Origin of the sequence: Halobacteriovorax marinus SJ, from assembly GCF_000210915.2 — a bacterium.
In the GTDB taxonomy this organism is placed as follows: domain Bacteria; phylum Bdellovibrionota; class Bacteriovoracia; order Bacteriovoracales; family Bacteriovoracaceae; genus Halobacteriovorax; species Halobacteriovorax marinus.
In genome coordinates, this window is record NC_016620.1 from 2,513,867 (window position 1) to 2,527,704 (window position 13,838).

The following is a 13,838-nucleotide window of genomic DNA, read 5'->3' on the forward strand; positions in this document are numbered from 1 at the left end:
CCTCTCTAAAAATCTTTTTAATTTCTTTTAATGTCCAGAACCAACAATAATTGATGGTAGAAGCTCTAAACAAAGCATTGCAATAAGCGTTGGTCCAATTGCACCTAGTAAAAGTCCTAGAGGACTAATTCCCTCTTTTCCAAAAGAACCTTTTAATATACCAAATCCAGCTGGGTTTGGAGCGTTAGCAATTACAGTTAAACCACCACCAGCAACGGCACCGGCAACAAGATTATACTTCGCTGAATCTGTTAACTCTACTAATGAACCAAGGTACGTTAGGGCCGCATTATCTGTAATTGCAGTTAGTGCTGTAGCACCAAAGAAGAGAACAATATCATTCATCTTTCCAAGTACTGGTTGTAGCCACCAAGCTTGTTGTGCACCTAATGTTACTAGACCCGCAAGGAAGAAACCAACAAGAAGAGATTCTTTTAACTTAATTGCATCTTGGTATTGCTGAGTAATTGTTGCAAAACCAAGGAAGAAAAGGAATAGACCTAGGAAGAAAACCATGTGGTGAGCTGTATAAACAACTAATCCCATGAAGATTAAGTGAGTTAAAGTCATCCACCAAGTTGGAACAAGAGCATTCTCTTGAGCTTCTTTAACTTGTAAACTTCCAGCTAGCTCTTTTCTAAATATTGCGACAACAACCGCTGTAGAAATAAGAATTGCTACAGTAGACTTATACCCAAAGTGAGTAATCATATGCATAAATCCCCAGTGCCACTTTCCTGCAACCATCAGAACAGGAGGAGCTGCAAAGTGAGAAAGTGTTCCACCAATTGAGATATTTACAAAGAGAAGTCCAAGCGTAGCGTACTTAAATTTATGACTCATTTCATTTGAGTAGAAGTATTGTAAAAGAATAAGTGCAGTCACAGTCATTGCCGCAGGCTCAGTAATAAAAGAACCAAGAAGTGGTCCAATCACAAGAGCAGAAACATAGAAAGCCATTTTTCCAGGTAGAGGAAGAACTTTAGATATTCCTAAAATGATCTTCTCAGCAAAGAGAATAACAGGTCTCGTACCAGCAATACACATAATGACAAAAACAAAAGCTGGCTCTGTATAATTAAGCCCTTCTAGATATTTAATCGCCCCACCTACAACAGTGTGACCATCTTCTCCAAAAACCATTAGTCCTTGAGTTACACTCATGTAGCCAATTAAGATCGCCGCCCACATTCCAAATACGGCTTCAACCTCACCTAGGAAGTGAAATATATTCTCTCCCATAGAACCTTTTGGATACTTGTGAGCAAGGTGCTCAAATTTTGAAACGAGAAACGTGTGGAGAACAGCGCATACGAAAAGAATTGTCCCCACTAATTGAACGTTAGTTGGATTCACTTAACACTCCTAGTTGTTATTCCGAGTTCCAAACTCGGATTTAAGATATAAAAAGATAACTACTTAAATTTTAACTCAGGATTGTAAACTTAGGAATGAATTTTTTTAAAAGTTTGGGCCAAGAGATTGGCCCATGAATTTAAACTTTAACCATCGTCTCCGATTGATGCCACTGGGCAAGCTTCCATTTGCTCAACGCAAAGTTCAACTTCCTCATCAGTGCTTGGTTGCTTAATGACGTAAGCATTTCCATCTTCATCTTCTGCGAAAAACTCTGGAGCACCTGTATAACAAACGTTACAAGCAATACACCCTTCTCCATTATCGTCATCTGGATCAGTACAGTACCAGGCACCAGCAATATTTTTCTCGTGCTTCATGTCCTTATTGGCCATTATTAATCTCCTTAATCTTATCAGTTCTCTAATTATTATATCAATATTTAGCGAAAGACTATACCTTATGCCCCTAAAATAGACTTCCTTTCTCAATCATTTCAAGTATATGCTCTACGTCATTCTTGTCACTTTTCTTTAATAATGGCACAATGGCGCTTCGAGTTTTATACGACTTTAGCAAACCGGAGAATAAATAATGGAGCAAAGCGCATTAGAAAGAGCTACTGCTTGGGCCAACAATAAATATTTCAGTGAAGAATCTCGCAAAGAAATTCAAAACCTCATCGATGAAAATAACGAGAAAGAATTAATAGAGAGATTCTATAAGGACCTTGAGTTTGGAACAGGTGGAATGAGAAGTATTATTGGTGCTGGTACAAATAGAATCAATACATACACTATTAGAAAGGCCACTCAGGCACTTGCGAATGAAGTTATTCGCTCTGGAAAAGAAGAAGGTCTGAGCGAACTTAAAGTCGCTATCTCTTACGATAATAGACGCTTCTCTTTTGAGTTCGCTAAAGAAGTTGCCAGTGTTATGGCAGCCAATGGAATTCACGCCTATATTTATAAAAGATTAAATCCAGTTCCTCTTCTTAGCTTTAGTGTAAGACACCACAATGCTCAAGCTGGAGTAATGGTTACGGCGTCTCACAACCCACCAGAGTACAACGGCTACAAAGTTTTTTGGAATGATGGTGCACAAGTCACTCCTCCAAACGATTCAAATATTATTAATAATTATAACTCTATCACTGACTTTGCGAGTGTAAAGACAATGGACTTCCAAGAGGGAGAGAGTAAAGGTCTTATCCACTGGGTTGGAGAAGATGTTGAAAATAAATATTTTGAATCAATTAACTCTAAGGCCATCAATCCAGAAATGTGTTCTGAAAACGGTGGAAAATTAAATATCGTCTACACTCCGATTCATGGAACGGGTTATATTCCATGTACTACAGCTCTAAGTAATTTAGGATTCTCTAATGTCCAAGTTGTAGAAGAACAAAAGCTACCAGATTCAGACTTCCCTACAGTTAGCTCTCCTAACCCTGAAAACCCAGAAGCTCTGGCCATGGCCGTTAAGCTCATGCAAGACACTAAAGCTGACGTAGCTTTTGGAACAGACCCTGATACTGATCGTGTTGGACTTGCTTTTGAAAAGAATGGAGAGATGGTTTACTTAAATGGAAACCAAATTGGAATTCTCATGGTTCACTACATGATGAATGGTTTAACTAAATCTGGAAAAATGCCAACGAATCCATACTTTGTAAAAACAATTGTAACGACTCCACTTCAAGATCAAATAGCGAAGAGCTTTGGAGTAGAGACATTTAATACTCTTACAGGGTTTAAATGGATCTGCGGAAAAATGAATCAATTAGAAAAGACCAATCCAGAGAAAAACTTCGTCTTTGCCACTGAAGAATCATTTGGATACCTCAATCATGAATTTGTTAGAGATAAAGACGGCGTGAGCTCAATTACTCTTTTAAGTGAAATTTGTCTTCACTATAAATTACAAGGAATGGATCTAGTTGATGGTCTAGATAAGATTTATGAAGAGTATGGATTCTCATCAGAAACACTACTCAACTTAAATTATTTTGGGAAAGAAGGCTCAGAGAAAATCTCTCGTATTATGGATAACTTCAGAGGATATAGTGAGAAGACGTTCTGTGGCGAAGAAATCAGTTACTTAGAAGACTACTCTACTGGTGAGTCTAAATCTTTTACAGACTCTAAGATCTCCAAACTTGACCTTCCAAGTAGTAATGTTCTAGGTTTCAATTTTACTAATGGTACTAAAGTCTATATGCGCCCTTCTGGAACAGAACCAAAGATTAAGTTCTACATCATGATTCAAGAAAAAGAAGGAAGCCTAGAAGAAAAGAAGCAAAAGGCCAATCAAAAAACACAAGAGTTCCTTGATTACATCAAAGAACAAGCTGATCAGGCCTAATAAATAGAGGAAAGAAATGTCAGAAAAGTCCAATGAGTTAGCAGTTGTATTAGTTAGTGGTGGAATGGACTCACTTGTTACCGCGGCCATGGCCAACGAAAAACATCAAAGAATGGCATTTCTTCACCTCAATTACGGTCAAAAAACTCAAGATCGTGAATTGAAATGCTTCAATGAAATTGCCGATCACTACAATGTTCCTAAGTCTCTTAGAAAGATCATCGATATCAGCTTCCTAAGCCAAATTGGAGGAAGCTCTCTAACTGATGACTCAATAGATGTAAAAGACTATAAAGGTGATAGCGAAGAAATTCCTGATAGCTATGTTCCCTTTAGAAATACGCACATAGTTGCCATGGCCGTTTCTTGGTCAGAAGTTGTGGGAGCAAAGAAGATTTATATCGGTGCAGTTTATGAAGACTCTTCTGGTTATCCAGACTGTAGACCTTCATACTATCAAGCACTCAATAATCTAATTAAAGAAGGAACTAAAGACGGTGATATCGAAGTTGTAACTCCCGTTATCCATATGAAGAAAGAAGAGATTGTTAAAAAGGCAATCTCACTCCAGGCTCCACTATCTTCATCTTACTCTTGCTATGCTAGAGGAGACAAGGCCTGTGGGATTTGTGACTCTTGTGCCTTGAGGCTTAGAGGTTTTCAAATCGCTGGTTTAGAAGACCCAATTGAATACGATCAAAGACCAAATTATCTTTAAGATTTCGCGAGACGATTAGTCACAACAGAAAGGGCCTTAGTCACATCATTGATGGCCCTTATATCTCCACTGACAACTCTAAGTTCTAAAGCTTCACTAAGAAATTCCTCGGCCATAGTAATGCTATGCTGATCGTACTTTGATTTTGCATAGCTCTCTAAAATAAGGGCCTTAAACTCCATTATTTTAGGCTCACTAGTTTCATTACAAATTTCTAGCGCCTGATTAAAGAATGAATCGGCCTTAGCAAACTTCCCCATCCAATGATACGTAATTGCGAGTTGAATTTTAGTACCAAAGCTAGAGAGCTTTTTCTTATGTTTATCAAAGAGTGCTATCGATTGTTCAAAGAAGTCATGAGATTCGTGGAGATCAGTAATAAGTCTTGAGTAGAATCCAATATGAGAATAGATTTTAGCTCTTATCAGTTCTTGCTCCTCTAAAAGAGCTGCATCTTTTAACTGCTTAACACCACTGCGCATCTGCTCCACATCTTCAGGAGCTTCACGCAAGTCATCAGCTAAGAAATAATTCATATTAAAAGAGATATCGGCTAAATCCATCTTACTTACAGTCTGAAATATTATTTAATAATTCGCTTAGAGTGAGCATCTCATTTTGCATGAGCTTTCTATCTATCCCCTCGCGAATATCGTGTAGAACTTGTGGCCCTTGAAAAATAAATGAAGAATAGATTTGGCAGGCCACTCCACCCTTCTTCCAATAATCCCAAACATCATCAAAGCTAGAAATTCCACCGACTCCAATAAAATCAAGTTCAGGAAATTCAGCGTTCACACTTAGGCATCTCTCACGAACAAGCTTCGCTCTTTGAGTAAGCAATTTCCCAGACACGCCTCCATTGCCTCTCTCTTCCATAATCGTTGTATTGGTCGCAATCACTCCACTCAAAGAGTACTCACTGGCCAAAGAGAAAATCCCCTCGATAGACTCTAGTGGTAAATCAGGAGATATTTTTATAAATAGCGGAGTTTTACAATTAGTACGCTCTTCTTTTAAGGCCTCAAATATCTCTCTCATACTCTCATGTCTTTGAAGGTCTCGAAGACCTGGTGTATTTGGAGAAGAGACATTGATAACGAGGTAGTCACAGTGATCTTTAAATGAATTATATAATTTCACATAGTCACTTGGAGCATTCTCCGCGCTAGTGTCTTTATTCTTTCCTAAGTTAACACCGAGAACTTTATTTCCTTTGTCACTTGAGAGAATATTCTTTAGAACTTTTTCAGAACCCTTATTATTAAAGCCCATGCAATTTCGAAGAGACTCTTCTTCAATATAGCGAAAAAGTCTGGGCCTAGGGTTTCCGGCTTGAGGTAAAGGTGTCACAGTTCCCACTTCAACTGCTCCAAATGGAATTCGTGAAAAGAAGTTGATTGCACTTGCGTTCTTATCTAATCCAGCAGCAAGTCCTACAGGAAAACACCAGCTCATTGAATTAAGATCCACTCGGTACTTTTCTAAATCTTCTAGATCGCCACCAAAAGAATCCGCCATTGTGCGTGGAAAGTTTGAAAGGGCGGCAATCGATAATTCATGGGCCTTTTCAGCGTCCATCTTAAAGGCCATAAATTTGAAAAAGTCATAGAGCACTTATAATAACCTTAGTAGAGTTGAACAAAATCATTTTCGTGAACGGATCCACCGGAATGTAGTACAGCAATTGATCCATCTTCTCCAAAGTAGTCAATGATCTCAATTGTTCCTTTAACAGTTCCCTTAGAGACTCCTATTAGAGCTCCTGTCTCAGGATCGAAAATCTCTTCCCCTTCTGACATAACCTTTAATATATCTCCAATATTGATTCCCGAACTTCTTCCAGCATTAATATAGATTTTAGTTCCAACGATCTTTGCAACCCTTCCTACCCAGTCAAGCTTTGAAGAAATCGCCAAAATATTTGGAATTGATTTTCTCACAGCAACTTGTACGACATAGCGAAGTAGCTCCCTTCTATACTGTAACTTGGACTCGCGATCACCTTGAAAGAATCTAAAACTACTATCATCGGCAGACGCTCTATGAGTCTCTGAATATATTTCTTTATTTCCATTAACATCAAAGATTCTCACTTCAACCTTTGACTCCGTATAAGACTTAGTTTCTCTAACGACACCAATCTCATCTACTTTCTCTCTAATTCTCGCATCAATAATTCGACCAAAGAGAACAAAATTAAGACCCGCAACTTTTGCTTTACGCGAGAGTTGAACAAGCTTCACTCCTCCTCCAGCGTAAATTTCTTTAGAAGAACCAAAGAGTCTCTTTGCCATTGGATCAACTACAAACTCACCTGTTCGAGATAGCTCTCTTCTAAACTCCTCAGTCGCAGTGATACCAAGATCCTCACCACCATAAGGAGACTCATTAAAGAATGTTAAGAGAGCAACTCTCTTCTTAACCCCGTTAAAGAACTTTCTAGGTTCTTGCCTAGGTCTACTTCCATGAGCAGAGCGATCAATTGTCCCTAACCCACAAGAGCTTAACAATATGCAAATACTAGCGAGTGATAGAATTCTTCTTTGAAAAATCTTCATTTATTTATCCTTGAGTACTCTCAGTCTTTTCAGAGACAGGAATTTCCTTATCAACTAAATTAATCATAAAAGGATTCTCTTCATCTTGAAAAAAGATTCTCTTCTGATTATCTACTTCTAAGTTCTTTGTTCTTAGGAGTGTCCCTTTTAAATCTTCAACACTCCCTTTAAAGAAAACTCTTAGTTGTGCTCTCTCTCTATTAAATGAATCGATCTTAACTTTTAAACTATAAGTTAGGCCCATAGAAGTTAAATACTTTTCTACCTCATCAATTTGTCTTACTGAGTTGGCACCTATGATATCAACACGAAAACTCTTTCTGCCTAAAGGAAAGTGTGAGATGTCTCTAATAAGAGAATCCCACTTTGCGATAGGCAACCTGTATACAAGACTAGCTGAATTACTAGAGAGATCTTTCACTGTAGAGTATGTGGCCTCTTCACTGATGAAATCATAGTGAGATGCTAGGCGGTTTGATTGAAGATCAAATAGTAAGTACTCTCCTCCAAAATCAAACGTTCTCTTTTTAAATGTCGTATCTTCTGAAACCTTTTTAATATTGACCTTAACTTTCATCCAAAGAGAATCTTTGAGCTGATCGTCGACAGAAAGTAGAGCACTCTCTTGGGACTGCTCAATCTCCCCTTCAATATTTGAAATTTTATTTAAGGACATACTCGCTTCAGACAACATCTTTAGATGTGACTGAAGTTTTTCTTCTTCATAGGAAGTTGTAATAATAACATTGCTCACCTTCCCCTTAAACTTATCCTCAAACCATCTCTTCCAATGCTCCTTAAGAACACTTGTAAAGTCGTTCTCTAACTCAACACCAAGGTCTTGCCATGACATATCTCTCATTGAAAAATCTACTGTTAAAAATAAATTCTTATAGAATCTCTTTTCACCGCCTCTAGTGTAGCCATAGAAGATTTCATTAATAAGCTTTCTATTTACTTTCGCCTGAATATTCATATAACGACTATTAGGAAATTGAGGTGACCTAGACATCTTCTTTACTGAATAAGAAGACAGGACTTTCTCAAGCTTTCCATATCTCGCCTTTAAAGTAAGCTTCTTTGATCTAAGTTCATTGTCATACTTCTCTTTCTTACTACCTGAGAGTTTTGTCTCTGGAGTTGTTAACCCGTATGACTTATCAAGTTTCTCTTTGATTGGTGCGAAGTAACTATCAAATTTTTCATTATACTTGGCCCAGAAAACCTCTGAGTTGTGGCCCATCTTAGAAAGTTCTTTTGAAATAATATCTCTCACAGAAGCGTAGAGTAATTGCTTTTTAACAAAAGTAAGAGAGTCTCCGTCTCTTGAGACAAATCTCCCCTCACCATTTGTTAATTCATCATTAGCCTGAATGTTATAGCTGAGCGCTAATAACATTAAAATCGTGATCATTCCCTTCATCACTACTTCTCCATCCTTGAAGTTTATTGCATGGCCGGATCTTCAACTCTCCCATCAACAATAAACTGAACTGAATTTCCATTAAATAATTCGTTCACTCTCGCTGCCATCTGCGGTGTTGGGTTCACTAGAAAGTCCTCACCGAGGGGCAGTCTAGCTCTTCCATCGTTCGCACTAAAAATAACATGCGCAGGAACGCTTCCTCTATAACTAAGGAGTACTTGCTTAAAACGATCAAGTTTCGTCTCCGTTAGCTCCTCCATTTTAACATTAATTCGAATTGAAGTAACCCTGTCCTCGGCCTGATCTTTCAATAATTTCACGTTAGTAGGGAAAAACTTCCTCGGCTCCTCGGCCAAATTAACATTTCCACTCATCAGAACCGGCTCGTCTCCAGAAAGAAGCTCCCCAAACTCGGCAAAAACCTTAGGAAATACAATACATTCAATCTTACCCGAGAGATCTTCAAGCTGAGCAAAGCACATACGATCACCCTTCTTCGTCATAATATCTCTCTTCTCAGATATTAGACCTGCGAGCATCATCTCTCTCTTATCTCCACCAGTTAAATCTCTAGCGGCAGCAATATCCATAGAGGCCAATTTCCCCATAATATCGCTATATCGATCTAGAGGATGACCAGAGACATAAATCCCCATCAACTGAGCTTCATAAGCAAGCTTCTCTCTATCATCAAAGTCATTTGTAATTTGAATATCGAGCATCTTCATCGGATCATTTGACCCGTCATCATCACTAGAGGAACCACCCATATCAAAGAGACTTACTTGACCAAGCTCTTTTTCATGTTGAAGTTTCTTAGCATAAGTCACAATGAGTTCAGCATTTTCAAGCATGGTCTTACGGTTAAGCTTTGTTTCGCACTCATCAAATGCACCAACTTTAATCAGAGACTCTATAACTCTATTGTTCACGATCTTAAGAGAGACACGAGTACAGAAATCAATAAACCCTTTGAAAGGTCCGTTCTCTTCTCTCTCTCGAACAAGTTCTTCTACAGCGTTTTCACCAACGTTCTTAATGGCACCCATTCCAAAACGTATATTCTGTCCAATAACATTGAAGAGCCAAAGCGATTCATTTACGTCTGGAGGTAGAACCTCGACTCCATGGTTTTTAGCGTCGTTAATATAAACTGTAACTTTATCCGTATTTGATAATTCTGTAGAAAGAAGTCCTGCAAAGAAGCACGCTGGATAATAGTATTTTAAAAATGCAGTTTGAAATGAGATATATGAATAAGCAACGGCGTGAGATTTATTGAAACCATATTCCGCAAAGCTGGCCATCAGTTGATAGAGCTCTCCCGCTTTTTCTACGTCAAAACCTCTTTCAGCTGCACCCTTTAAAAAGATCTCCCTATGCTCTTCAATCAAGGCAATCTTCTTCTTCCCCATCGCCTTTCTTAAAATATCCGCTTGACCAAGAGTATATCCGGCCAGCACTCGGGCAATATTCATAACCTGTTCTTGATAAACAATAATGCCGTAAGTATCTTTTAAAAGAGGTCTTAACTCTTCAAACGCGTAATGCTCTTTTTGTCTACCGTGCTTAATCTCCACGAATTGATCGTGCATCCCAGAACCCATTGGCCCCGGTCTATAGAGAGCGTTAATGGCGGTAATATCATCAATACTATCTGGCATAATTCTCTTACAGAGATCAATCATCCCAGATGATTCTAATTGGAAGACACCAATCGTATTACCGTCTCCAATGAAGTCATAAACTTTCTTATCTTCGTAATCAATTTCTTCAATATCAAAATCTTTAACATGATCTCTTTGAACAAACTTTGAAGCGTAATCAATAACTGTAAGTGTTTTTAGCCCTAAGAAGTCAAACTTAACCAGACCAATTTCTTCTGAGAAGTCTTTATCAAATTGAACAACCTTCTCGCCCTTCGCCCCTTTAAATAAAGGACAATATTCAACAAGTGGTTTACTGGTAATGATAACACCTGCAGCGTGAATCCCTGCGTGGCGGTAAAGACCCTCAAGTCTTCTAGAGATTGTAAAGATCTGTCTAATCTTTGAGTCTGTATCAATCAGCTCTTGAATCTTAGGCTCCATCTCAATGGCCTTCTCAAGATTGATTCCAAGTTCATCAGGAATAAGCTTTGATAACATATTTGCTTCGGCGAAAGAGAGGTCAAAAACGCGTGAGACGTCTTTAACTACGGCCTTGGCCTGTAACTTACCAAAGGTAATAATCTGACCAACTTTCTCTTCACCGTATTTCTCTGTTACATACTCAATCACTCTTTGGCGACCTGCCTGACAGAAGTCAACGTCAAAGTCAGGCATAGAGATACGTTCAGGGTTGATAAATCTTTCAAATAGAAGATTGTATGGAAGAGGGTCAATATTTGTAATAGTCATAGCGTAGGCCGCTAGAGATCCTGCACCGGAACCTCGACCTGGCCCAACTGGAATTCCATTATTCTTTGACCACTGAATAAAGTCCGCAACGATGAGAAAGTAACCAGGAAATCCCATCTCGATAATCATATCGACTTCGTACTTTAATCTCTCCCAATACTTTGGTTCAAGCTCAGCCTTCCAATTATCTTCACTCACTAATTTGGTAAAGTGCGGTCCTCTAAATCTTTCTTCAAGGCCTTCCTTACACATTCTTCTAAAGTAATCGTCTTCCGTCTCACCCGTATCAATCGGATAGTCAGGAAGGTGATAAATTTGATTACCTTGTTCATCTGTCCAGTTCAGCTCAACATTACATTTATCAGCAATCTCTAAAGTTGCATCACATGCTTCAGGTGCATAGTGAAATTGCTCACGCATTTTCTCTGGTGACTTGTAGTAGAACTCCTGTGAAGTCATCTTCATTCTATTTTCATCGGCAAAAGATTTTCCCGTCTGAATACAGAGTAAAACTTCTTGCGCTGTAGCGTCTTCCGGAGTCATATAGTGGGCATCATTAGTGGCCACAACTTTTACTTTCTTTTCCTTAGCGTACTCTAAAACCTTACGGTTTACATCAGCTTGCTCTGGGATTCCGTTTTCCTGAATCTCTAAGTAGAAGTCTTCATAACCAAATACTTCTTGCAGCTTTTCAATCGCACGCACGGCCTTCTCATCTTGCCCAGTAAAGAAGTTGTAGCCAACTTCACCTTTCAAGCAAGCAGTCGTACAAATAAGACCTTCAGAGTATTCTTTCAATAGTTCAATATCAGCGCGAGGCTTATAATAGAAACCTTCAAGGTAGGCCCTTGAAAGTAGCTTACATAAATTTTGATAACCTATATTATTCTTTGCCAAGAGAATAAGGTGATGAATGTGGTGATTAGACTCTTCTTCATCTTGGTTTGATACACGGGCAGATCTTCTTGCAGACTTTCGGTCAAATCTCGAACCAGGCGTGAAATAAATTTCAGAACCTAGGATCGGTTTGATTCCCGCAGACTTACAACGCTTATAAAAATCAATAGCTCCAAACATATTTCCATGATCGGTTTGAGCTATCGCTGGAACACCCATCTCCTTAGCCGCAGGAATTAAATCCTTCAATCTTATAGCACCGTCGAGTAGCGAGTACTGGGTGTGCAAATGAAGATGAACAAAGCTATTTGGATGTGTCTCTAGAAGCGATGAAGATTCGTTTTCACTCATATTGAATGCCTCGTGATACATGCGTCGTGTGTGTGGTGTCGCATTTAATTTCTATAATTCATTAAAGCAAATTCCTCATAAAATGTCAGTTGATTTCCCCTTTGACACGCGCATCATTCGGAGAAAATATCCTCCCAATGTCACACCGCGACTTCAAAGATTTTTCTGACTTTCTCTTGCTCTATTTCAGAAATCCATTATTATGTTCAATTGCATGATTAAAATAATTTTCGCCTATATTTTCTTTATATTTCAGTGCTTTGGAAACTACGTCGAGTTTCCAAAACTCTATACTAGGGCCGAGATGAAGCTCATCTCTAAAAATGAGTTTAAGCAGATCTTGACAGAAGCTTCTAACGCACTCCCCCTAAAAAAGAACTTCCCACCTCAAAAACCAGGTGAAGTTGCTACCATTCGTCACGAGTGGAAGGATGCTGGGGCCGCCCTTCATGAAATTGCACAAATAATCAAAGTAAATCAGCATCACACAACCAGTGGTCTAAAGTTTCTGAGAAACTGTGCCAAGAATAGAAGAATTAGAACTGAGTTTGCGGCCATTTGCCTAACTCACTATAGTGTCTTTTATAAAACCCATAATAAGGGTAAAATTAATAAGAGAGAGTTTCCACAGGAAGTGGTGAACCTCTCATCATTTATTACCGACTAACTGAGACATTCTACACACGATTAATGAGGTTAAATTTCAAATATGAAAGAAAGCCTCCCTATTTGAATCCTTATTTGCAGATCTAGCTATTCCATCTGTAAATGAAGTTACAAATAGTTACGTATAGCAATAGTGGCTATTTATTACAGACTAGCTTGCTTGCAATAAAGGAATAGTTATAGGTTATGTCATTATGGCCAAGAAAAAGAAGAAGATACCAGTCAGTACATCTCAGCTGGAGCTCTTTTCAGAGAGACCGACAGAGTTAGATAGAAATTTCCACTTAGGTGGAAAGAGTTTCTATTTCTTCGACTTTGATGACAATGTCGCAACCTTGGCAACAACAATTATTATCTTTCATAAGCAAACAGGTAGAGAGCTTCAACTCTCAAGTGCTGAGTTTGCGACTCATCATAGAAAGATAGGAATCGATGGAGTCTATAAAGACTTCTATATAGACTTCAATGACGAGAAAGGAAGTTTTAGAAACTTCAGAGACCAGAATTTCTCACTCAAAGATAAGAAACAGAGATTTATTCACGATATTGAAGAAGCTCTCTCAAAGAAAGATTTTAATTGGAAAGCGCCCTCTTGGAATTGCTTCTTCCATGCGGCCCATAATCAAAGACCTATTTCTGTTATTACGGCCAGAGGGCATGAGCCTGAAACAATTAAAAAAGGAATTGATCTTCTGGTTCAAGATGGTCACCTTACAAAGTCTCCGAACTACTTAAGTATCTACCCTGTTAGTAACCCTGATATCAGAGAGAAACTTTCAGCTGGTCAGGAGTCGGCCTCGATTGCAGATCTAAAAAGAGGGGCCATTAGAGAATCAGTAGAGAAGGCCATTGAAAAATATGGATATAGTGATCATCATAGATTTGGTATGAGTGATGATGATCCACATAACGTGGAGCTGATTACAGAAGAGATGAAATCACTAAAGCAGGACTATCCGCAAATGAGTTTCTTCGTGATCCAAACCTTCAGTGATTCGTTCACTAAAACAGAAGTTCTTCAGCATAGAACCCGAGATATTATTACGAAGAAAGAATCTACTGCTGATCAGATGAACTTATTCCTATAATAACAGTCACTT

At 38.6% G+C, this 13,838-nt stretch carries 11 protein-coding genes; 4 read left to right on the forward strand and 7 right to left on the reverse strand.

Annotation, left to right across the window (positions count from 1 at the left end; genetic code table 11):
- Positions 1-27: 27 nt before the first annotated feature.
- Both BMS_RS11940 and BMS_RS11945 read right to left on the reverse strand, forming a co-directional pair.
- Positions 28-1,356 (reverse strand): putative Na+/H+ antiporter, encoded by a 1,329-nt coding sequence (locus BMS_RS11940; RefSeq protein WP_014245076.1) that lies wholly within the window; start codon positions 1,354-1,356, stop codon positions 28-30.
- A gap of 146 nt (positions 1,357-1,502) precedes the next feature.
- Positions 1,503-1,751, reverse strand: a complete 249-nt coding sequence (locus BMS_RS11945) for a ferredoxin (protein WP_014245077.1) — start codon at positions 1,749-1,751, stop codon at positions 1,503-1,505.
- 199 nt (positions 1,752-1,950) lie between these two features.
- Between BMS_RS11945 and BMS_RS11950 the strand changes: the two genes are divergently transcribed.
- Complete coding sequence (locus BMS_RS11950) at positions 1,951-3,720, forward strand: phospho-sugar mutase (protein WP_014245078.1); 1,770 nt, start codon at positions 1,951-1,953, stop codon at positions 3,718-3,720.
- A 16-nt stretch (positions 3,721-3,736) separates the two neighbouring features.
- The gene (gene queC / locus BMS_RS11955) at positions 3,737-4,438 is read left to right on the forward strand and encodes a 7-cyano-7-deazaguanine synthase QueC (RefSeq protein ID WP_014245079.1); all 702 of its coding nucleotides are present in this window, start codon (positions 3,737-3,739) and stop codon (positions 4,436-4,438) included.
- Here the strand turns inward: queC and BMS_RS11960 are convergent.
- Genes BMS_RS11960 through dnaE form a run of 5 tightly spaced genes read right to left on the reverse strand, consistent with a single transcriptional unit; the run spans position 4,435 to position 12,072 of the window.
- A complete protein-coding gene (locus BMS_RS11960) occupies positions 4,435-5,001 on the reverse strand; it encodes a tetratricopeptide repeat protein (RefSeq protein ID WP_014245080.1) in 567 nt (188 codons plus the stop codon). The genes queC and BMS_RS11960 overlap by 4 nt on opposite strands.
- 1 nt (position 5,002) lies before the next feature.
- A complete protein-coding gene (locus tag BMS_RS11965) occupies positions 5,003-6,055 on the reverse strand; it encodes a quinone-dependent dihydroorotate dehydrogenase (RefSeq protein WP_014245081.1) in 1,053 nt (350 codons plus the stop codon).
- An 11-nt stretch (positions 6,056-6,066) separates the two neighbouring features.
- A complete protein-coding gene (locus BMS_RS11970) occupies positions 6,067-6,999 on the reverse strand; it encodes a hypothetical protein (protein WP_014245082.1) in 933 nt (310 codons plus the stop codon).
- 4 nt (positions 7,000-7,003) lie between these two features.
- On the reverse strand, positions 7,004-8,425 hold the full coding sequence (locus tag BMS_RS11975) for a hypothetical protein (protein WP_014245083.1): 1,422 nt from the start codon (positions 8,423-8,425) through the stop codon (positions 7,004-7,006).
- A 20-nt stretch (positions 8,426-8,445) separates the two neighbouring features.
- Positions 8,446-12,072: a DNA polymerase III subunit alpha gene (dnaE, locus tag BMS_RS11980; RefSeq protein WP_044557576.1), complete on the reverse strand. Its 3,627-nt coding sequence runs from the start codon at positions 12,070-12,072 to the stop codon at positions 8,446-8,448.
- A 214-nt stretch (positions 12,073-12,286) separates the two neighbouring features.
- Here dnaE and BMS_RS11985 point away from each other — a divergent pair, with 214 nt between their 5' ends.
- Both BMS_RS11985 and BMS_RS11990 read left to right on the forward strand, forming a co-directional pair.
- Positions 12,287-12,739, forward strand: a complete 453-nt coding sequence (locus BMS_RS11985; protein WP_044557577.1) for a hypothetical protein — start codon at positions 12,287-12,289, stop codon at positions 12,737-12,739.
- A gap of 193 nt (positions 12,740-12,932) precedes the next feature.
- Positions 12,933-13,826: a hypothetical protein gene (locus BMS_RS11990; RefSeq protein ID WP_014245086.1), complete on the forward strand. Its 894-nt coding sequence runs from the start codon at positions 12,933-12,935 to the stop codon at positions 13,824-13,826.
- Positions 13,827-13,838: the final 12 nt, after the last annotated feature.

Coding starts and splice junctions, on each gene's coding strand:
- BMS_RS11945 (WP_014245077.1), bottom strand. CDS start 1,751: ATGGCCAATAAGGACATGAAGCACGAGAAAAATATTGCTGGTGCCTGG.
- BMS_RS11950 (WP_014245078.1), top strand. CDS start 1,951: ATGGAGCAAAGCGCATTAGAAAGAGCTACTGCTTGGGCCAACAATAAA.
- queC (WP_014245079.1), top strand. CDS start 3,737: ATGTCAGAAAAGTCCAATGAGTTAGCAGTTGTATTAGTTAGTGGTGGA.
- BMS_RS11960 (WP_014245080.1), bottom strand. CDS start 5,001: ATGGATTTAGCCGATATCTCTTTTAATATGAATTATTTCTTAGCTGAT.
- BMS_RS11970 (WP_014245082.1), bottom strand. CDS start 6,999: ATGAAGATTTTTCAAAGAAGAATTCTATCACTCGCTAGTATTTGCATA.
- dnaE (WP_044557576.1), bottom strand. CDS start 12,072: ATGAGTGAAAACGAATCTTCATCGCTTCTAGAGACACATCCAAATAGC.
- BMS_RS11985 (WP_044557577.1), top strand. CDS start 12,287: ATGATTAAAATAATTTTCGCCTATATTTTCTTTATATTTCAGTGCTTT.
- BMS_RS11990 (WP_014245086.1), top strand. CDS start 12,933: ATGGCCAAGAAAAAGAAGAAGATACCAGTCAGTACATCTCAGCTGGAG.